The sequence below is a fragment of the Nostoc sp. NMS4 genome (assembly GCF_017115095.1).
Classification (GTDB): domain Bacteria; phylum Cyanobacteriota; class Cyanobacteriia; order Cyanobacteriales; family Nostocaceae; genus Nostoc.
Genome location: NZ_JABXKI010000189.1, coordinates 1 through 22005 on the forward strand (window position 1 = coordinate 1; position 22005 = coordinate 22005).

The following is a 22005-nucleotide window of genomic DNA, read 5'->3' on the forward strand; positions in this document are numbered from 1 at the left end:
GTGCTTATCTCAATGGATTAATCTTTGCTCGCTAAATAAAAACTGGGATGCTCCCCTATCTTACCTATGGCTGCTGGTCAAATAGGAAGATATATATTATTAGATAATCAGAGAATCACCCTTGAGTTTTGGCGATTATTATTAATTTTAATATTTGCTTCAGGTTTATTTATACCTGTAGTTCGTGGATTAGAAGTAGCGTCACTTGCAAATATTTTGATACTAGTTTTTATTGGAATATTTAGCGGTTTTTTTTTAGCGGAATTGTAGAAAGCTTAGGGGGTTTAACTTTTCTTGTTGGTATATGTATAGTTGTAGGATGGCTTGGAGAAATTACTACAGCTATTTCTATAGTTTTTATGTACTCCCTTTGGAAAAGGTTAGGTCAATACTTAATCTTGATAGTATCTGGGTTAATGCTTGCAATTTTTACTATGCTTGCAATGAATAGCCCACCTCCTTCAACACACACTGAAGGTATGATAAATTTTATCACAGGGTTGGCAATTATTATTGCAGGTGCAATCATTGCACAAAAAGCTATTAGAGGCTCACCCAAGTTTGCCTGGATTATGGAAAAAGCAGTTTTCTGGGCAGCAACGGGTGGTATATCTTTTTATGGGGCAGATTTAACAGATATTTCTTTAGATAATATAGATTTAAGCCATACAGACTTGAGAAAAGCGAATCTCACCCGCACTAGCTTTAAAGGTGTAACTGGTTTAGAATTGGCTCGATTACAAGGCACTATATTAGAAGACCCTAGAGTTAGAAAATTGCTAATAAGTAATAACGGACGTAGTGAAGATTTTACTGAAGCAAATTTACAAGGTGCAAATTTACAAGGCGCAGATTTGAGAGAAGCAATTTTAGTTAAAGCTCAAGTATTAGATGCAGATTTTTCTCGTGCATTACTCACAGATGCTTGTATTCAAGACTGGAATATCAATAAGAATACTTGCTTTCAAGATGTTGATTGTAAACGTGTTTACTTAAAGTGTAGCTTGCATGGAAACTTTTTAGAGCCGAAACCAGATAGTGGGGAATTCCAACCAGGCGAATTTGAAAAATGGATTACAGATGTCAGAGATACTATTGACTTAATTTTTCAAAACGGGCTTAACTGGAGGGCTTTTGCATTTTCTCTGACTCAAACTGCTATTAATAATGAAGGATTAGGCTTATCTGTTCGTAGTATAGAAAATAAAGGTGATGGCGTAGTTGTTGCTAAAGTAGGTGTTTCTTTAGAGACTAATAAAACTGCAATTCACGAAGAAATAAGCAATCATTATCATCAAGCAGTTAGTACAATTGAGGCTAAGTACGAACTCGTGCTTCAAGCGAAAGAAGGGGAAATACAAAGATTACAAACTTTTTATGATTCGCAACAAAAATTTATTCAAGGATTAATTACTGGAATTGCCGAGACAAAACGAGAAGTTATGATCAAGGGCGAAGGAAATCGTATATACATGATGAATCAAGCAGGTGACATTATGGAAAGCAATAATCAAAACATCAACGCAGGTGGAAATGTTGATATGTCTAGCGGTAATAAGATTACCGTAGGTGGCGATGTCACAAACTCTAACTTGACACTGGCAGATGCAAACAGTCAAGTTAGTAATTCGATTCAGCAACTTAGAGATATTAGTACTGATACTAGTGACGAACTAGCAAAGATTTTAACGACTTTGCAAAAATCCATCAATGATGAGCCAGCCCTTTCTGAAAATCAAAAAAAAGAGGCGCTAGAAGCTGTAGAAACTATAGCAGAAGAAGGGAAAAAACCATCAGGAGAACGGGTAAACAAACTCTGCTCTATGGCTCTCAATGCCCTTAAAGGTATAGCATCTGCTGTTACAGATGCTAGTAAACTAGCTGAAGTTTTTAAAACTTATCTGCCGACTCTTACAAGCATGCTGGGTATTTAGGCAAGGAATAAAGACCAAAAGCCAAAGATAACAGCAGTTAATCTGTAATTAGACGTAGAAATTAGTGCATTAAGTTTGTACTAAAGGTAGGCAATGAAAACTCATAAATTTGATAAATTGGTTGTAGGATAGGCTAAAAATTGTCCGTTCTTTTTACCAAGGAATTACTGATGAATTATCAAAAGCTAGATGCTGCACTTGCTACAGCGCTAAATGGTGTTCAAAACGTAGAGGAACCCAGTTTGGCGGTTTTTATCCATACTGAACCAATTTTAACCTCTGCTGCAACTGCTGTTTTAGAAAGTTTGGGTGTCAGTGGTGTTAGCAGTGGTAAAGATATTTTCACAGCAACACTGTCAGCAAATGCCATTTCCCAGTTATCAGAGCAACCTTGGGTGATGAGTCTGAAGCGATCGCAGCAATTACGTTTGGTTAATAAGAGAATAGGTACTGGCAAGTTGGGCGTTTAATATATTATCAATTAGACTGATTTTAATTGAATAATACCTTTATCAAAAACGCGATTATTAGTAGCGATCGCACTTATTTCTATTCTATCTTTATACACCTCATAAGAGGCAAAACTTAAGTCACTGGTAGAATATTCTGTCCACTCAGAACGCCCGACAGGACGATTACCAGCACCTGCGCCACAAATTAAATAAGTTGTACCAGCAATAGCACGAGTGCGTTCATAACTATGTTCGTGGCCATTGATGTAAAGTTGAACGCCGTATTTTTGAAATAGGGGAGTGAAAGTTTTAATAAAATCTGGATTACTCCCATACTGACCCGATGAATAAATCGGATGATGACCAAATACTACTTTCCAAGGAGCATTACTAACACTTAATTCTTTTTCTAACCAACTTAGCTGATTTTTCCAATCAGCATTACCGTTAGTATCTAAAGCAAAAAATTGCACAGTTCCCCGACGAAATGTATAGTAACGTCCCTTCATATTAAAGCCGACATACTTGATTTGTGGATCGCCATTGGCGGTACGAATATCATGATTACCTAAACAAGCTTGAAATTTCACACCTTGCTTGAGTAAAGGTTGATAAGGACGCTCAAAAACTTCGCCGATTTTCTCAATTTCGCCGTTATTGTAAATGTTGTCTCCAGCTAAAACGACTAAATCATAAGGATTTTTCTGATGATATGCATTCATCGCTCCAGCGACGGCATATTGTCCTTTAGCCCCAGTTCCCGTATCTGCTACAGACACAAAACGTAATAACAAGTCTTTTTTGGCTGGGTTGGCGGCTATAGCTGTTGTTGAATCGCTAATATCAGCACTTTGATGATTTTGATCAGCAAACATCCAGCTTAAAGAACCTGTACTAATAGCGCTGACGCTACTTAAAAATACAAATTGACGGCGTTTCAGTTTCATAAGTCACCAAATTTAATAAATAGTCAGTTTAACGCAAACAATGAGCAATGAAGTGATACATTAAGGCAAAAGAAGGCAGCACCAGTAATAATGTACGTTGTTTGTCTTTGATTCGCTGCTTTTGGTGAAAGTTCCATGTCACAAGACAATCAGTCAAAACCGACGGATGAGCAAATAACTCAACCTCCTCAAAAACCTTACCAGAGAGTTCAGCCATTTTGGAAGGCTAAAATTATCCAACTTCTCCAAGGGACGATTGGGGTTTTAGAAGTAACGGTAGAAAAACTGGAGACAGCACCGCCACCTGGTACTGTGGAAAAACCTGGTTTTTTCCAGCAGTTTCAGTTGTGGTGGGGTGGAGTGTTAAGGACAATCCGCTTGTTTTTACCATCGAATTTGTCAACAAAGTTATCAGATACAGCAATGACAGGAATTGTGACTGGAATTGCTGTAATTCTCCTTTGGACAACTACGACTATCTTTACTGGTAAACCTACGGAAGTCGCAACTGTTCCTCCGGTTGAAGAGGTTCCCATACCAACACCAACGATAACTACTCCACCGGAGTCAGTCGCACCAGTACCACAGCCACCAGAGGAAATTACGCCGCCAGAAGTACAAACTCCCCCAGCAACGCCGGAACCGGAACCAACGCCAATCCCAACACCAACGCCAATCATAGAATTGACACCTGAACAAGCCTTGATTGCGGCTATTGAAAATCAGGTAGCCGAAATTAGCGATCGCATTGCCTCTGGTCTGATAAAGTCAATTCAAGCCAACTTCCGTACAAGTAACTTGACTGTCAAAATTAGTGATGATTGGTACACTCTCAATGAATCTCAGCAAGACAAACTAGCTGCGGAGATATTACAACGCTCTCAAGAACTTGATTTTACCCATTTAGAAATGATCGACTCCCAAAATAGGCTAATAGCTCGTAACCCGGTTGTTGGGACTGAGATCGTTATTTTTAAACGGCAAATAGCAAGTTAAAATAATTCGTAGTTCTGAATTTAGACGTTTAATTTTAAGCATTTATGTTAGACAATATTTCGCTATTGATCAAAGCTTGTGAGAACTTAAAGATCGACTATGAAGTTATTCATCCGGCTGAAAACTTAGTAAAAATAAAACTAAATAATAAACAACATTATTTTTGTAATTATAGTACTCCGATCATAAATCAGGCAGTAGCACAAATTATCAAAGATAAGGAATACACTTACCATATTTTAAATAAAAAAGTTAAACTTCCTCGGACAGTAGGTTTTCTTTCTCCCTTTTGCGATCTTCAATATAAGAGTTACTTAAAATTTCCCAGCTTGGAAGATATCATATTAGAAATAAAGGAAAATTTTGAAACACCAGTGATTATTAAAAGAAATTCTGGTGCGAGCGGGCATAATGTTTTTTTATGTAAGAATATAAATGAAATTGAAACTGCTTTAAAAGAAATTTTTAATATGAATAATAAGTATGATTACGTCGCTCTTGCTCAAGAATTTATTGACATCAAATCTGAATATAGAGCGGTTTTCTTAAATAAAGAGTTAGTTTTGCTCTATGAAAAAGATATAACTGATGCCAAATTTGTCGGTAATCTCAGTCCTCTACACTGGCAGGGTGCGAAAGCCAGGTATATCAACAATCCACAAATATTATCAGACATTGCTAATTTCACCAAACCAATTTTTGAAGAATTAGACCTTGATTATGGTGGTTTAGATATCGTCTTAGATCGAGATAATCAATATTGGTTAATTGAAATCAACTCTCACCCAAATTTTGGCATTTTTATTAGAGATAATGGAGAGGAGTCTGTGTTGAAAATTTTTGAAAAAATGCTCATTAGCCTAGCCTCAAATTGAATAAATAAATCATCACAAAGACGGCGATTCATCGCGTCTCTTGCTTAACTCCTAACTCACTACTCTCATTGCCTGAGTTGGTATCCAGACAGTAAAAATTGAGCCAATACTAACAGTTGATTCTACTTCAATTCGACCCCGATGGAGTTCTACAAGTTGTTTAGTTAAAGCCAATCCCAGCCCAGTGCCTTCGTAGCGGCGGCGATAGGGTGTATCGAGTTGCTGAAATTTCTCAAACAGTAATGGTAATTGTTCTTCAGGAATACCAATGCCGGTGTCTTCTACTTGAAAAATAGCTGTATCATCTTCCACCCAAAAACGCAAGGTAACAGTGCCACTTTCGGGGGTAAATTTAATCGCATTAGTTAACAGATTCGAGAGAATTTGTTCTACTCGTTCGGCATCGGCGGTAAAGCGATCGCGTCTGGGATCGATTTGCAAATCAAGTATAAGATTAATTTGTTCACTTGTGGCTTTTTTTTGCAGTGACCTGATAGCATTTTCGGCAACATTCACCAAAGAAAATTCCGAAATATTTAAAGCTGCCTTACCAGCCTCGATTTGCGATAAATCAAGGATGTCATTAATCATTTCTAATAAATGTTCTCCACTATCGTGGATTGTTTGCAGATAATCTCGTTGTCGTTGACTTAATTCACCCAAAGGCCAGCGTAACAACGTCGAAGACATCCCAATCACATAAGTTAGAGGCGTGAGCAATTCGTGACTGATAGTAGCGAGAAATTCACTTTTGAGACGGTTAGCAGCTTCCGCCGCGAGGAGAGCATCACGTAGTCCTATTGTGCTTTCAATAACTCGTTGTTCGAGAGTTTGTTTTTCTTGGGTGAGGGTTTGCATTAACTCAGCTTGGTGAATTGCGATCGCTAATTGTTCTGCGATCGCAATTAGCAAGTTTTTTTCGCTATCATTCCATTGGTGGGGTTCATCGCAATGATGAGCAATCAGCAATCCCCACAGTTTGTCCTCAAACATAATCGGTGCAGCCAACTTAGCCCTAACTTGGCATTCCCTTAAAAAATTCAACAAACACTCTTCCAGAGCATAAGTTTTTTCGACATCATCCACGGCTAAGGTAAAACCTTGGCGATACTTCTCCCAACATTGAGAGGTTCGGATAAAGCAATTTTCTTCTGTGTAATTTAACACCGATGTAATCGCATCTGTAGCACGGGCTTCATAGACAATATAACCTCTATCTTTTTGACAGTTTCCTAATAGAGGTTGATTATTTACTGATACAAAAGGCGAGTGTATACCGTTGTTATCGTGTATAGAAAAATAGATGTCGGTAGGTTCCCTAACTGATAATTCTATACCTGTTGTCAGTGCCGTTTTATTGAAAGGAATACTATCAGACTGGTATTGTTGAGCCTTGACTTGGGAACCTGCAAATTTATATATTACTAATCTGTCTAATTCTAGAAACTCACGCACCTGTGTAATTGCCGTTGCCATAATCACCGGTAAATCTAGGCTTTTGCGGATCTGTGTTGTTACCTGATTTAACAACCGCTCTTGGGAAATCTGTTTTTTTAAAGCATCTTCCACCGGCTGACAGATATAAACTGCCGGATCAATTGGGCTTGGAGGTGCTATTATTATTTCTTGGTTTGGCTGAGTTAGGAAATATTCTAATAACAACAACGTGAATTGACTTTGGAGCGTGGCATCATTAGGTCTAATAATTTGCTGATAGCGTTCGAGATTTTGGTGAGTATCAGAATCGCACTCAAACAAGTTTCTCAATTCGTAGACAAAAGAAGCGATCGCATCCAAATTAAATGTCAACCGAGCATTGATTCCTGAATAACTTCCCTGCTCCTCGTCAAAGTTTCCTGCCAAAAGGACACTAAACCGCTCAGAAACCACTAATGTAAACCTTTGCCTTTGCCGCACTGGAGGTATACAAATTCGCACCAGAACAGCTTCTGTGAGTACCAGAGGGTCACATTCTACAGTTTGAGCCATCTGTTCTAACAATTCCCCAAGCTGATTAAATACAACAATAGGCAAGGTTCGACAAAAGCTCAAATCAGGAGAACTAAGCATTTTCAATCATTTTAGTGAGAGGGGGCTAAATGCAGGGAAAAAAATTTGTTTTGATTATGTATTAACCAACAGTTTAAAACGGTAAGACAGGATTATGCATCGTACAAGTAGCACATCGGGTGGATGGAATCAGTCAGAGGGTTTAATTTTTTTAGAACAAACTCCAGCGCCTTTCGTGTTGATTACGGCTGCTGATACCGACATTCAAACTTTAGCGGCTGCGGTGACAAAATTACCTGCAAGCTTTCCGGCATTAAGAGTCGCCAATCTGTTGCAATTGCAGCAACAATTAAGTATAGATACTTATGGAGAACAAGTTTTAGAACTTGCCCAAGTAATTATTTTGCGCCTATTAGGAGGACGTTCTTACTGGGGTTATGGATTAGAAGTAGTGCAAGAAATTGTGCAACGTAATGGTAGAACCCTCATTGTAATGCCAGGGGATGACGCTTTTGATCCCGATTTAATTTCCCAGTCTACCGTGCCTTTGGGTATTGTTAACCAAATATGGCAGTATTTTAGCGAAGGCGGCGTGGAAAATTTCGTTAATGCTCTGCAATTTATCTCCGATAGTTGCTTGTTAACTGCATATAATCCCCCACTACCTCAATCGATTCCGCGTGTGGGATTGTATGAATGGGGAGTGGGGGAGCAGGGGAGCAGGGGAGCAGGGAGCAGGGAGCAGGGGGATAAATATGCCCAATGCCCCATGCCCAAAATCGGCATCCTTTTCTACCGTGCCCATTATTTAGCGGGAAATACTAAGGTAATTGATGCTTTATGCGAAGCTTTGGTACAAAAAAATTTACAACCAGTGCCAGTGTTTGTTTCCTCATTGCGTGAACCCGATGTGCAAGTTGAGTTAAGTGAATTTTTTCAACCCAAAGAAGGGGATTCAATAGCTGTGCTGCTGAATACCACTAGTTTTTCTCTAGCACGCTTGGAAAGCGAAACACCCCAAACCGAACTGTGGCAAAAATTAGATGTGCCGGTGTTGCAGGTGATCCTCAGTGGTGGCTCAATTGAGCAGTGGGAGTCACAGTTTCAAGGGCTTTCTCCCCGTGATATTGGGATGAATGTGGCGCTACCGGAAGTAGATGGGCGGATTATTACTCGTGCTGTGTCTTTTAAAGCATTGCAAACTCGTAATCCCCATTTAGAAACAGATGTGGTAATTTATGAACCGATGAGCGATCGCATCGAGTTCGTTGCTAAACTAGCAGCAAATTGGGCGCGTCTACGTGACAAACCACCCCAAGAGCGGCGAATTGCCCTAATTTTGGCAAACTACCCCAACCGCAATGGCCGCCTCGCCAATGGTGTGGGACTGGATACCCCAGCTAGTTGTGTAGAAATCCTGCAAGCGTTACATCTGGCTGGGTATGAAGTAGAAAATCCCCCTGCTGAAGGAGATGAGTTGATTCAACGGCTAACAGCTGGCGTAACCAATGATCCAGAAGGTAGAGAATCGCTTCCAGTACATCAAAGTGTTTCTTGGGAAGAGTATCAAGAATATTTCGCTTCTTTACCGCCAGCAGTTCAGCAAGGTATTAGTGAAAGGTGGGGAAATTTAGAGCAGGGAAGCAATCAAGAATTATTCTCCCCTGCCCCCCTGCCCCCCTGCCCCTCTGCCTCTATCCCCGTTCCCGGAATTCAACTCGGCAACATCTTCGTGGGAATTCAGCCAGCAAGGGGTTATGATAATGACCCCAGTTTGAATTATCATGCACCGGATTTAGAACCAACTCATGATTATTTAGCTTTCTATTATTGGGTTAGAGAAACTTTTGGTGCTGATGCTGTAGTTCATGTGGGGAAACATGGAAATCTAGAATGGCTACCGGGTAAAAGTCTGGCTTTATCGAGTAATTGTTATCCAGAAGTAGCTTTTGGCGCACTTCCCCACCTGTACCCGTTTATTGTGAATGATCCTGGTGAAGGTTCCCAAGCCAAACGTCGCGCTCAAGCGGTGATTATAGATCATCTCACGCCGCCCATGACTCGCGCGGAACTCTACGGTTCTTTGCAACAATTAGAAAATTTAATTGATGAGTATTATGAAGCGGATAGTTTAGATCCTTCGCGTTTGCCGGTGATTCGCGATCGCATTCACGAACTAGTAATCAAAGAAAATCTCCATCTAGATTTAGGAATCCAAAATGAAACAGAAATTTTTAATTCTGAATCTCTGGTTTTGAATTCCATCGGTGGCTATCTGTGTGAATTAAAAGAAGCCCAAATCCGCGACGGGTTGCACATTTTTGGGCAATGTCCCCAAGGACGGCAATTAAGAGATTTAATAGTAGCGATCGCTCGCATCCCCAATCGCCATTCTTCAGGCATTACCCGTGCGATCGCTCAAGATTGGGGTCTAGATTTCGACCCCCTCACAGCCGATTTGTCAATGCCTAGCGGCGAATACTCAATAGTCAATGGCACAGAATGCCGTACCCTCGGCGATATCGTCGAAGTCCTAGAAGAACACGCCGCCCTCTTAGTAGAAAAACTAATAAATCAGGACTCAGAATTCAAAATTCAGAATTCAGAATTTAGGAATCAGGAATCTTGTAGAGACGAGATTCATCGCGTCTCTAGCTGGATACGCGATCGCCTCCTTCCCGCCTTACAACAAACCGATCAAGAAATCACCCATTTATTACACGGACTCGATGGCGGTTACGTCCCCAGCGCTCCATCTGGCGCACCCACACGCGGCCGCCCGGAAGTTCTACCAACAGGGAGAAACTTTTATTCTGTCGATATTCGCGCCATTCCCACAGAGACAGCTTGGGATATCGGCAGAAAAGCTGCCGAAACCCTGGTTGAATATTACACTCAAGAACATGGTGAATATCCTAAAACACTAGGTTTATCAATGTGGGGAACAGCCACCATGAGAACAGGCGGTGATGATATCGCCGAAGCCTTAGCTTTACTAGGAGTCCAACCTGTATGGGATGGTGCAGCGCGACGAGTAGTAGACTTTGAAATTTTGCCCCTAGCGATTTTGGGGCGGCCTCGTGTAGATGTCACCTTGCGAATTTCGGGATTCTTCCGCGATGCTTTTCCCAACTTAATTGACTTATTCGATCAAGCAGTGTCAGCAGTAGCAGACTTAGATGAACCGCCAGAACAAAATCCCTTAGCAAATGCAGTTCGCCAAGAGACTGATTTGTGGACAAGCCAAGGATTAACTATACAAGAAGCCGTGGTGCGATCGCGCTATCGCATCTTTGGTTCTCGCCCAGGTGCTTACGGCGCAGGACTCCAAGGTTTAATCGAATCGCAAAACTGGACAGACGACGAAGATTTAGCCCGCGCCTACATTAACTGGAGTTCTTACGCCTATTCATCGGGAAAAGAAGCAGGGGGAGCAGGGGAAGCAGGGGAGGATAAAATTTCCAGTCCCCAATCCCCAGTCCCCAGTCCCCAGTCCCCAATCCCCAATACCGAAGCCTTCAAACAACGCTTGTCTCAAATGCAAATTGTCCTGCACAATCAAGATAACCGCGAACACGACCTACTCGATTCTGATGATTATTACCAATTTCAGGGTGGCTTAACCGCAGCCGTGCGTTCTCTACAGGGGAAAAATCCCCAAACTTATTTTGGTGATAATTCTATACCCGCCCAACCAAAAGTCCGCCAACTCAAAGAAGAAATTGCACGGGTATATCGTTCTCGCGTAGTTAATCCCAAATGGATCGCCGGAGTCATGCGCCACGGTTACAAAGGAGCCTTTGAAATGGCGGCGACGGTAGATTTTTTATTCGCCTACGATGCAACCGCAAAATGTGCTGAAGATTACATGTATCAAGGCATAGTAGATGCTTATTTACTCGATCCAGTTGTTGTAGAATTTATTCAGGAAAAGAACCCTTATGCCCTGCGTGATATTGCTGAAAAATTATTAGAAGCACACAAGCGCAATTTGTGGGAGGATGTAAATATAGGAACATTAGAAGCTTTGAGGAACCTAGTACATCAAGCTGAAGCGGTTATCGAAGAAAAATCAATGGTGTAGGAATCAAATATGGAAAATCTTGCGTATTTGCACCTAGCTTTCGCCTACGAAGACAGCACACCCAGTGAATTGGTCTCCCTCAGTTCTTTGTTTAAGGACGCAGCTGCACCAGACTGGAAAAGGCTTTCAGGTAGGGCTTGGAAGTATATGTTGCCCCTTGCTCTGTCTTTATCTATTCTTGGCGCTGTTAGCAGCGTCATGGCACTAGAAAAAGGCGATCAAGGACCTTCTGTCAGAAATCTCCAACAAAAGTTAAAAACAGCAGGTTTTTACCAAGCTTCTGTTACCCAAGTATATGACGTATCCACACAAGAAGCTGTGCGGCGCTTCCAAAAGGCTGCTGGTTTACCAGTGGACGGCATTGTTGGAGCGGGGACCCTGCAAAAATTAGAAAATTGGCAAGCCAAAAAGTCCACAACTGTGGCTACACAAACTAAAAAAACTACTGCTGTAAGCGCACAAGCCAAAAAGCCCAGCACTACTAGTTCAGCTAGTTCAGCCACCAGCAAGCGCCGCAATCCCAACTACCTGGCTAAGGGGGATGAAGGTGAAGATGTGAGAGCTTTGCAAGAGCGGTTAAGAGTTGCAGGTTTCTATTACGGAAACGCCACGGGCATATATGGCCCCATTACCGAAGAATCTGTCAAGCGGTTCCAAGATTCTTACAAGTTAAGCGTTGATGGAATTGCAGGCCCCGCAACATTGGGTAAATTGCCGGGAACTGGCATTGGTGATGGAGAAGAGGCTCCCAAAAAGATAGTCAATCGAGATAAACTCCGTGTAGGCGATCGCGGCGAGCCAGTTAGAATTGTTCAAGAACAATTGATCCAGGCAGGATATTTAGAGGGAGAACCAAATGGCTACTATGGCCCCTACACTGCCGATGCTGTGAAGAGATTTCAAGCAGCTAATTTCTTAGCAGCAAGTGGTGTTGCTGGCCCAACTACGCGAGCTAAGTTATATAGCTCAGTTAATACTGCTAGCAAAAGCGAATTTAATACCTTAGAAATTCAAACCCGACTACGAGAGCGAGGTTTTTATAAAGGCAAGCTCAATGGTGTGATGGCAGATGACACCAAAAAAGCGATTAAACAAGCCCAGGAATTCTACGGCATCAGTCTCAAGGATCTTAAGAGCGGACGCTTTTAACATCCGCTTTGGTGTCGTTAGTATCAGTTCCCAACTGGTTACTTCCCTCCAGTAACAGAAATTACAAACTGCTCAGATTCCATTTACTTGGTTAATTTGAGTAGTTTTGTTTTATAGCCGTAGTGGTCTGTCAATAAATAATTGATGGATAAATTCCCTGTAGAGAAGGCGATTTATCGCGTCTCTCTAATCGTCAAAATCAATTTGACAGACCAGTAGTCAGATATGTTAGGACAGTATTGATTACTCAAAGCCTTGATAAAACTCAGAACTCAGAACTCAGCACTTTCCTATATCGTCCACCCAAGTGCTAAAGCGGCATCAGCGCCCGTTGGCACTTGGGACACACTGCATGAATGGTCATTTGGCAGTCTAAGAGGTGAAAACCTTCTTTTTGAGCGGTTTTTGACCCAATTTTTAAAATTGAGTCATTTTTAAACTCAATAGTTGAGTTGCATCTAACACAAATTAAGTGATGGTGATGATGAGGATAGGGCTGGTTAATTTCATAATGCTTATGTCCCTCGCCCAGTTCTAGTTCCCGTAAAATTCCCATCCTTGCCATCAACTTCAAAGTCCGATAAATAGTTGACAGACTGATCCCTTCACCATCAGTTTCGAGCCGATGATAAAGATCCTCCGCACTCAGATGTTCTCCTTGCGGAAGTTCTTGAAAAATGTGTAAAATTGTTTCGCGCTGGGGAGTTAAACGCCAGCCTCGTTCGTTCAGTTCTGCCTTGAGTGAAGTAGTTGTGTAGACAGTCATACTAATAGTTCTCAACAAAGCTTGTTAGTTGAGAATATAACAAATCTTGGGAGCAATTTGCAACAATCATTGCCTATTGAGAATTTATGCTAAATATTTAAGAACAATTCATCAAATCTCCATCCAAATTCAAATAATAAGCTGTAATGCATTTAATTTGCATACAGCTAATAATTAGGATACTTGTAAAGATTGCATCCCTTGACTTTGAATTTTGCATAAGTTAAATTTGAATTGCTTAGTTGCTCCCCACCTTCAAAATATCTGAGCAAAGATTTGGGGAAACTCTTGTACAATTAAATGCAAATTATTTGCTACAAGACTATAAAAGGCTTTTGACCTGGGAATCAAAATAAGCCTTTTGTCCCTAGTCATTTGTCAAGTGTACTTTTCTAATGACAAATGACTAATGACAAATGACTAACTCAGAGACTCCAAATAGTCGCGGATGAGGTTGCGACGCTTGGGTTGACGTAGCTTTTGCAAAGCCTTGGATTCGATTTGTCTGACTCGTTCCCGTGATAAATCGAGAGCGCGGCCAATTTCTGCTAGAGAATAAGGATGACCATCAGCCAAACCAAACCGCATTAGAATTACATCGCGTTCCCGGCTAGTCAAATCTGATAGAAGATGATGCAAATCTCTTTGTAAAGATTCTCGCATTAACATCTCTTCTGGAGTTACGCAGTCAGTTTCGAGTAATTCGCCTAACTCAGTGTCTTTATCCTTTCCTACTTTGGTTTCCAAAGAAACAGAGCGAGGAACCCGTAACAAAACTTCTCGGACTTGGGTTGGTGTCATCTCTAACTCAGTTGCTAAATCCTCTAGAGTTGGGGTGCGACCTTTTTCTTGAGCAATTTTGCGTTGAGCCTTTTTGATTTTGTTTAACTTTTCGGTGATGTGAACCGGTAGGCGAATCGTGCGACTAGAAGTAGCGATCGCCCTTGTAATACCCTGACGAATCCACCAGTAAGCATAGGTACTGAAGCGATAACCCTTAGTTGGGTCAAATTTTTCTACAGCCCGCTCCAAACCTAATGTACCTTCTTGGACTAAATCTAATAATTCCAAACCACGATTTTGATACTTCTTAGCAACAGACACAACTAAGCGAAGATTCGCCTTAATCATGTGTTCTTTTGCTTGGAGTCCTTGGTACTGAACTTGCTCTAGCTCTTCTACAGTCAACTTGGCGATTTCAGCCCAGCGACGTTTGCCATTTGCCAAAGTTGGCCTAAGATCGGATAAAACTATATCAGCAGTGGCAGCCCATCTTTCCAAAGATGGGCGATGTCCTAGTTCCGAGGTTAGACGTTCTTGAACTTCAACTAACTTTAGATAGGGTGTAATCACTTCATCTCCTTGCTTGGCGGCGTTAGCAAGTACTATCCGCATCCGCAAGTAGCGTTGGACTTTTTGAGCTTCTGAAACCTCTTCATCGCGCCCCAACAAGCGAACCCGACCAATTTCTTGAAGATATAGACGTACTAGGTCTGTACTCCGACGGTTAGTGTTAGCAGCAAAGTTAGCATTGTCAGCAGAAGCCATTTCTAGCTCCTGTAGGTCATCTACCGATAACTCACTGTCATCAACCGTGAGATCCGAGTCCAAAGCCTGGCGGGACTTTTTGGTGTTGTAGGGGGCATCTGCGTAAAAAGATGTTGCTGGCATAAAGATCGTCTCAATGGCTCCAGGTAACAATAGATTTCGGTCAGCTTAGATTACGGTCAGCTATTCAACTGTTGCTATTGTTCCCGTGATTAACGATGAACTAACATGGTTGAACGTTCCATTACAATTTTTTTAGAAATTAACTGTAAGGGTTTTATTGGATACATTATTACTGAACTTAATCGGCTGCTAAAGTTTTGATTCAACCAATAGCTATTTAAATCCACAGCTAGGCTTTCAATATTTCAACTACTTAGTTAACATTTCAACCTTGATGGTTTTTTGATAGTAACTTTTGTAACACAGTATAAACATCCTTCAGTGAATGTCATCTTTATAATTGGCATAGTCACATTTACATGGCTACAAAAGTCATATCCTGACGATTTACCAATTTTTTCTCAGGATTATTAAGGTATAAGTAGAACTAATAGATATTAGGGAAGTGATTAGCATTAACGGCAAAAATTCTCTCGACACGGAGATAGCAGATGCGGATAAGTTATCAAGCACCCTCTCCGTGTTCCTGTGTCGTCTTGTATGTAAGTCTTAAAGTGCCAAATTCAACTTGACAGACTACTAACTAGTAGTTGTACTCTGGCTTGATATCTCGCAGCATCAGTTCATCAAGTGCTTGTCGGGGTGTGATTTCGCCTTGAAGTAACCGATAAACTTGCTCGGTAATTGGTACTGGAATGTTTTGTTGCTTGGCTCGTTGCATCAAAACTCGGCAAGTGTTTACTCCTTCAGCAGTTCCTTGTAAATTTGCGAGAGTTTCTGTAAGTGACTTACCACCAGCTAGCTGATAGCCGACTTGGTAATTGCGACTTAAGGGACTGTTGCACGTTGCTAACAAATCTCCTAGACCTGATAAACCATAAAATGTTTCCGTCTTAGCGCCCCAGTTGTTGCCGATGCGAACCATTTCTGTCAGTCCACGGGTGACTAAAGCAGCTTTGGCATTGGTTCCCAGATGTAAACCATCGCACACACCAGCTGCGATCGCAATCACATTTTTCAGTGTTCCCCCCAATTCCACGCCCAAAGGGTCGGGATTGGTATATACCCGGAAACGATGAGAAGAAAATACTAATTGTACTAATTCCGCAGCCGTGGGAATATTGCTGGCTACCACCGTGGCTGCTGGTAACTCCATTTGAATTTCTTTTGATAAATTAGGCCCAGATAAAACAACCACTGCATGGTTAGGGAATATTTGTTGCCAAATTTGCGACGGCGTGCAGGTGGTTTGGGGGTCTAAGCCTTTTGTCGCCGTCACAAAAATGGTCTCTGGAGAAAGGGGGAAAGATTGGACTTGGGAAGCAACATCTCTGACACCAATCATTGATATAGCAGACAGAACTATTTGAACATCTTTTAAAACTGCTTCCAGAGTTTGGGAACCTTGACGCGACCAGACGCGCACCTGATGACCATTTGCTGTGGCGAGATTTGCTAGAGATGCACCCCAAGCACCTGCACCAAGAATTGCTACAGATTTTGGATTTTGGATTTCGGATTTTGGATTAGTCATTACTTAACAGTCAAAAGTCCTCCTATCTCTCCATTTCTTCGCTCACCAATCTAAAATCTAAAATCTAAAATCTAAAATCTAAAATCTAAAATTGGCTGCGGGGGTAACGTTCCATCAATTCTCTAACTTGTTCTGCATGATATGAACTTCTTGTCAATGGTGAAGAGACAACTTGTAAAAATCCGATTTCTTCGCCGAATACCTTCCAAGCAGCAAATTGTTCTGGATTGACAAATTCGTTTACTTGCAAGTGTTTTTGACTGGGTTGGAGATATTGCCCAATGGTCAAAATGTCGCAATCGACAGTTCGTAAGTCTTGCATGACTTGGCGGATTTCGGCATCAGTTTCACCGAGTCCAACCATGATCCCGGATTTAGTGTATGTGCTAGGAGAAACTTGGCGAGTTCGCTGTAATAATTCTAAAGTGCGATCGTAGTTTCCTTGGGGACGCACCCGACGATATAGGCGTGGGACAGTTTCTGTGTTGTGGTTTAATACCTCTGGCGCAGCTTGGAGAATTAACTCTAGAGCATTCCAATTACCGCATAAGTCAGGAATTAGCACCTCAATTGTGGTGTTGGGTGAAACGGAGTTAACTGCATTAATACACGCCACAAACTGAGATGCACCACCATCAAGCAAGTCATCTCGGTTTACAGAAGTGATTACTACATGATTAAGGTTCAGGCGGCGAACAGCTTCGGCCAGTCGTGTAGGTTCTGTGGGATCTAGTGGTTGGGGTTTTTTCTCAAAATCAATATCGCAGTAGGGACAAGCACGTGTACAAGCCGGGCCCATAATCAAAAATGTGGCAGTCCCAGCGTTGAAGCATTCACCAATATTTGGACAGGATGCTTCCTCGCAAACTGTATTGAGGGCTAAATCCCGCAAAATATCTTTAACGTTACCGATGCGCTCACGCCCAGGTGCTTTTACCCGCAACCAGTCTGGTTTTACAGTCACAATCCGCTTTTACCACTAGAGTTATACAAATTTAATCGTAGCAAGCAAACCCTTTGATGAAGCGATCGCAAATAGCATATAGATGTAATTCTGATATTTGGCAGAGATTATGATACTCTTAATTTACAATGCCATCTTTATGGCGGGATGTGGCGCAGCTTGGTAGCGCACTTCGTTCGGGACGAAGGGGCCGCTGGTTCGAATCCAGTCATCCCGATTCTACATGTCGAATAACTAATTATTTTGTCGTCGTTAACAAATTAATGTCGCTATTTTGATTAATTGGAATTGACTTCACTACGTTTCTAAATATAATTCCAAATATCATAAGGCTCCCGAAGGAAGTGCGCCTTTCAACCCTCCTATTTAAAAATATATCTATGCAAGTGTAACAAAAAAGACATAAGTAGAGAAAACTTTCAACCCACCCCTCGTAGGTGGAGTTTTTCATTATGTGCATCTTCATACAAAATTAGTATAAGTACTTACGCAACAGACTTTCACTTCTAACAAACTACAAATTAGCTCGTCAAACTTCCGTGAAAGCGCTAGTTCTACAAAAACTTATTTTTACTTTTTGAAGAGTGATGAGGATTTAGCAAAGATTCAGTAATCTTACTGTTGCCAATAAATAATTGTCATATAATCAGAGACATTTAGGAAAAGATATTTTATAGTAATGAATCGTTTTTCTGAAAAAACAACGAATTTTCAAGAGAGCATTTCACAACAAACTCAGTTGGGTAAGATGTGTGGTTCAAAAAGGTTATTCCGCGATCGCTATGAAATACTACAAATTTTAGGTAGAGGCGGTTTTGGTGTAACATTTTTAGCCAAAAATGCCGTATTACCTGGGAATCCCCTGTGTGTCATTAAACAGCTTTGTCCAAAAGTGACTAGTCCCCAAAGTTGGCAAAAGGCGTGTATACGCTTTGAAAAAGAAGCAAGAACTTTGGGTCAACTCGGTAGTCATTCGCAAATTCCCATGCTATTAGACTACTTTCAGGCGAATGGAGAGTTTTTTTTAATTCAAGAATATATACCTGGTTTGACTTTGTCCCGAGAAGTGCGGCAAACTGGACCCAAAAGTGAAGCCTCTGTTAAACAGTTCTTACAGGAATTATTACCTGTATTACAGTATCTTCATAAACATCATGTGATTCATCGGGATATTAAGCCCCAGAATTTATTGCGGTGTGAATATGATGGGCGGATAGTGCTGATTGATTTTGGTGCGGTGAAAGAGAAATTAGTTAACGCTTGTGAAAACTTAATCAATCAAGGTGCAAATACCAACTTTATCGGAACTAGGGGATTTGCACCACCAGAACAGTTTTCTCTCCGTCCAGTTTATGCCAGCGATATTTATGCCCTGGGTGTAACTTGTATCTATATGTTGACTGCTAAAAGTCCTTTAGAATTGGACTACGATCCAAATACTGGTGAAATGTCTTGGCAAAAACAGGTAAATATCAGCAATAGTTTTGCCCAGATTTTAGGAAAAATGGTGAAAATTACCTTAGAGGAGCGGTTTAAAACTGCTGATGAAGTTATCAAAGCTTTAAGTAATGAAAGTTATTTGCCTACTTTGGCTAACTGTCTAACTACCCAAAAACTAAATAATAAAAGTATTACACAATACGGAATTGTCCAAAACGAAATTGTCCAAAACGAAGTTATACAACACGAAAGTTATGATGTATATATGCCACCTGTAGTCAGAACTGCTAGTGCCATTCGGAAATGGAGAGCAAGATTCAAAGAAATAAGTAGGTAAACATAATTAATTACACAATGTCATTGCGAATGCTTCTCTACGAGACGCTCCGCGAACGCTCGCAATGACTGTAATTAATTTTGCGTAGTTACTTAAGATAGCACGTACAGCAGAATTCAGGAGTAAAACACGCTTTCTACCTGGATAACAGAGGAATTTTTGTGTACCTCACTTTCCTTGAAATCTGCTGTAACTTGCAGACTTTTTTACCGAAAGTATCAAATGAATAATTAATTATGGCAATTGAAAATAGCCAAAACAAATTTAGTAAGCATTTTAACTATATTTGATAGTCAGTGATGATTCATTAATCAGGGTTTATCTTCAATACTTAGTCAGTTATTGCTTGCCAAGATACAAGCAAAATTACTAGGTTTAACAGCTCAAAAAAATATTTTTATTCAGATTATTATATAATCGATAGAATAATTAATCTTATGGCTCTCGTAGTTTTCCACAGATGAGGAAGACTGACTACTATTTACAAAAGCTAACTATATAAGTAATTCCCCAATCCCCAGAACAGGGTTTATCTACCACAAGTAAGCGAGAGTCAATTGTCTTAAGGGAAAATTCGGGGCAAACTTAGCCTAAGTTGTCATGCAGTCGCGCCTGTCAGATCATGATCTGCTGCTTAAATCCCGATTGCTCAAATCCCCTGAATACTAATGGAAAGAAGTTTTGCCAAAGTTGTAGCACCCCCCTGGTGTCACTTTTAAGAAATCGCTTCCGTGTTATCCGAGTCCTTTCAGATGAGGGGGGATTTGGCAGAACCTATCTATCAGAAGACGTAGATAAACTCAATGAACGCTGTGTTATCAAGCAATTAGCTCCAAAATTCCAAGGAACTTGGTCGCAAAAAAAGGCGATGGAGTTGTTTGCAGAAGAAGCGCAGCGACTACAAGACCTTGGGGAACATCCCCAAATTCCGACTTTGATAGCTTACTTTGAGCAAGACGGCTGCCTATATTTAGTGCAGCAGTTTATTAATGGGGACAATTTATTAAAGGAGTTGCAACAGCGCAAGACTTATAACGCTAGGGAAATTCAATCTATCCTGCTAGACTTACTGCCCATCCTAAAATTTATCCACGATCGCAAAGTCATTCATCGAGATATCAAGCCAGAAAATATTATCCGCAATAAAATTGATGGGCGATTAAGCCTGATTGATTTTGGCTCATCAAAGCAATTTACCGCCAAAGTTCAGCAGAAATCTGGTACATCCATTGGTTCACATGGTTATTCTCCCTTAGAACAAATTAGAGATGGCAAAGCTTTCCCCGCCAGCGACTTGTTCGGTGTGGGGGCTACCTGCTTTCATCTGCTAACGGGAAATTCGCCCTTTCAGTTGTGGATGGAATCTGGGTACGCCTGGGTAAGTAATTGGCGGGAATATTTGCGGAGTCCATTAAATCCTGAGTTGGATTTTGTCATCGACAAGCTTTTGAAAAAAGATATCCACGAACGTTACCAGTCAGCCGAAGAAGTTTTGAGAGACTTGACTCCCAAACAACTCCTCGCCCTACCACCTGCGGGGAAGTCATCTGGGAAATTACCACCAACTAAAGCACCATATTTACCAAAAAGTTATCCCTTACTGAGAATTTTCATCTTGCTAACTGCTTTCATTCTGTTGTTTGGATTCAGTGAATCTTGGTATAAAAATTTTCGCCAGATTCAAACCAGTTTGGTTTCTAGGTTGATTCAACACAATAGTCCTGGTAAAAATGACGCGATTTTGAGTCAGATTAGCTTGGGTAAGGTTTCCTTAGCTAACACCCTCCAAGGACACGAAAACTCAGTTTTATCTGTCGCCATCAGCCCTGATGGTAAAACCATTGCCAGTAGTGGCGACGATCGCACAATCAAACTTTGGAATCTCGCAACCGGAAAACTAATCTCTTCACTCAACGGGCATTCTCAGCAGGTGAATGTCGTGGTAATTAGTCCAGATGGCAAAATTTTGGTTAGTGCCAGTGATGACAACACCATTAAAATCTGGAATCTGGCAACGCGAAAACAAATTCGCACTCTTATAGGGCATTCTGACTCAGTTCATGCCCTAGCCATCAGTGCTGATAGCAAGACTCTAGTTACTGGTAGTGATGACAACACCATTAAAATCTGGAATCTGGCAACAGGAGAGGAAATTCGGACACTAGCAGGGCATACATTCTGGGTGCGTTCAGTAGCAATTAGTCCTGATGGTGTGATTCTGGTCAGTGGCAGTTTTGACAAGACAATTAAAATCTGGAATCTCGCAAAAGGATACCCAATCCGCACACTAGAAGGAAATTCTCAAACAGTAACAACAGTGGCTATTAGCCCAAATGGTAAAACTTTGGCCAGTGCTAGCCGCGATGTCTACGACGGGCGTAGCCGCGGCACCATCAAACTGTGGAATTTAGCTACCGGCAGAGAAATTCGCACCCTCGCGGGACATAGCAACACTGTCACATCGGTAGCCTTCAGTACTGATGGTAAAATTATTGCTAGTGGTAGCCGCGATCGCACCATCAAACTGTGGAATACAGCGACAGGAGAAGAAATTCTCACATTGGCAGGGCATACCAACACCGTCACATCTGTTACTTTCAGTCCTGATGGCAAAACCCTCGTTAGCGGTAGTGAAGACAACACTATTAAGATTTGGCGGTTGTCTGAGTGAGTGGGGATTGGGAATCGGAGACTAGAGAGATGAGGGGGACAAGGGGGACAAGTTTCTTCCTTGTCTCCCCCCTCTTCCTTGTCTACCTTGTCTCTTCTCCATGCCCAATGCCCAATGACAAATGACAAATGACAAATGACAAATGACAAATGACAAATGACAAATGACAAATGAC

At 41.2% G+C, this 22005-nt stretch carries 15 protein-coding genes and 1 tRNA gene; 10 read left to right on the forward strand and 6 right to left on the reverse strand.

Translation table 11 applies throughout. The annotated features are described in order from the left end of the window. The first annotated feature begins 66 nt into the window (after positions 1-66). The 3 genes from HWQ37_RS16115 to HWQ37_RS16125 all read left to right on the forward strand — a co-directional run bounded on the left by HWQ37_RS16115 (position 67) and on the right by HWQ37_RS16125 (position 2404). Positions 67-270: a hypothetical protein gene (locus HWQ37_RS16115; RefSeq protein WP_292748634.1), complete on the forward strand. Its 204-nt coding sequence runs from the start codon at positions 67-69 to the stop codon at positions 268-270. 209 nt (positions 271-479) lie between these two features. Next, positions 480-1934: a pentapeptide repeat-containing protein gene (locus HWQ37_RS16120; protein WP_292748635.1), complete on the forward strand. Its 1455-nt coding sequence runs from the start codon at positions 480-482 to the stop codon at positions 1932-1934. Positions 1935-2104: 170 nt separating this feature from the next. Next, the gene (locus HWQ37_RS16125; RefSeq protein WP_292748636.1) at positions 2105-2404 is read left to right on the forward strand and encodes a hypothetical protein; all 300 of its coding nucleotides are present in this window, start codon (positions 2105-2107) and stop codon (positions 2402-2404) included. Between the two features lie 11 nt (positions 2405-2415). Here HWQ37_RS16125 and HWQ37_RS16130 read toward each other — a convergent pair whose 3' ends face one another. Beyond that, on the reverse strand, positions 2416-3333 hold the full coding sequence (locus HWQ37_RS16130) for a metallophosphoesterase family protein (RefSeq protein WP_292748637.1): 918 nt from the start codon (positions 3331-3333) through the stop codon (positions 2416-2418). 135 nt (positions 3334-3468) lie between these two features. Here HWQ37_RS16130 and HWQ37_RS16135 point away from each other — a divergent pair, with 135 nt between their 5' ends. Both HWQ37_RS16135 and HWQ37_RS16140 read left to right on the forward strand, forming a co-directional pair. Next, positions 3469-4329 carry a hypothetical protein gene (locus HWQ37_RS16135; RefSeq protein ID WP_292748639.1) on the forward strand — a complete coding sequence of 287 codons (861 nt, stop codon included), beginning with the start codon at positions 3469-3471 and terminating at the stop codon, positions 4327-4329. A 44-nt stretch (positions 4330-4373) separates the two neighbouring features. Continuing rightward, entirely contained in the window at positions 4374-5204 is an 831-nt protein-coding gene (locus HWQ37_RS16140; protein WP_292748641.1) for an ATP-grasp domain-containing protein, read from the forward strand. Positions 5205-5255: 51 nt separating this feature from the next. Here HWQ37_RS16140 and HWQ37_RS16145 read toward each other — a convergent pair whose 3' ends face one another. Next, entirely contained in the window at positions 5256-7274 is a 2019-nt protein-coding gene (locus HWQ37_RS16145) for a GAF domain-containing sensor histidine kinase (RefSeq protein ID WP_292748644.1), read from the reverse strand. Positions 7275-7368: 94 nt separating this feature from the next. On the opposite strand from HWQ37_RS16145, the gene cobN reads away from it, so the two are divergent. Both cobN and HWQ37_RS16155 read left to right on the forward strand, forming a co-directional pair. Then, positions 7369-11298 (forward strand): cobaltochelatase subunit CobN, encoded by a 3930-nt coding sequence (cobN, locus tag HWQ37_RS16150; protein WP_292748646.1) that lies wholly within the window; start codon positions 7369-7371, stop codon positions 11296-11298. Between the two features lie 9 nt (positions 11299-11307). After that, positions 11308-12447: a peptidoglycan-binding domain-containing protein gene (locus tag HWQ37_RS16155; protein ID WP_292748647.1), complete on the forward strand. Its 1140-nt coding sequence runs from the start codon at positions 11308-11310 to the stop codon at positions 12445-12447. A gap of 310 nt (positions 12448-12757) precedes the next feature. On the opposite strand, the gene HWQ37_RS16160 is transcribed toward HWQ37_RS16155, so the two are convergent. The 4 genes from HWQ37_RS16160 to lipA all read right to left on the reverse strand — a co-directional run bounded on the left by HWQ37_RS16160 (position 12758) and on the right by lipA (position 17382). Next, a complete protein-coding gene (locus HWQ37_RS16160; protein ID WP_012407750.1) occupies positions 12758-13213 on the reverse strand; it encodes a Fur family transcriptional regulator in 456 nt (151 codons plus the stop codon). A 420-nt stretch (positions 13214-13633) separates the two neighbouring features. Next, positions 13634-14884 (reverse strand): RNA polymerase sigma factor SigC, encoded by a 1251-nt coding sequence (sigC, locus tag HWQ37_RS16165; RefSeq protein ID WP_292748648.1) that lies wholly within the window; start codon positions 14882-14884, stop codon positions 13634-13636. Between the two features lie 583 nt (positions 14885-15467). Continuing rightward, positions 15468-16418 carry an NAD(P)H-dependent glycerol-3-phosphate dehydrogenase gene (locus HWQ37_RS16170; RefSeq protein WP_292748649.1) on the reverse strand — a complete coding sequence of 317 codons (951 nt, stop codon included), beginning with the start codon at positions 16416-16418 and terminating at the stop codon, positions 15468-15470. Positions 16419-16503: 85 nt separating this feature from the next. Then, positions 16504-17382, reverse strand: a complete 879-nt coding sequence (gene lipA / locus HWQ37_RS16175) for a lipoyl synthase (protein WP_292748650.1) — start codon at positions 17380-17382, stop codon at positions 16504-16506. Positions 17383-17525: 143 nt separating this feature from the next. Here lipA and HWQ37_RS16180 point away from each other — a divergent pair. The 3 genes from HWQ37_RS16180 (at position 17526) to HWQ37_RS16190 (ending at position 21830) form a co-directional block, all read left to right on the forward strand. Then, positions 17526-17599: transfer RNA gene (locus HWQ37_RS16180), tRNA-Pro, on the forward strand. A gap of 462 nt (positions 17600-18061) precedes the next feature. Next, positions 18062-19159: a serine/threonine-protein kinase gene (locus HWQ37_RS16185; RefSeq protein ID WP_292748651.1), complete on the forward strand. Its 1098-nt coding sequence runs from the start codon at positions 18062-18064 to the stop codon at positions 19157-19159. A 622-nt stretch (positions 19160-19781) separates the two neighbouring features. Then, positions 19782-21830, forward strand: coding sequence for a serine/threonine-protein kinase (locus HWQ37_RS16190; protein ID WP_292748652.1), 2049 nt, complete (start codon positions 19782-19784; stop codon positions 21828-21830). Positions 21831-22005 lie beyond the last annotated feature (175 nt).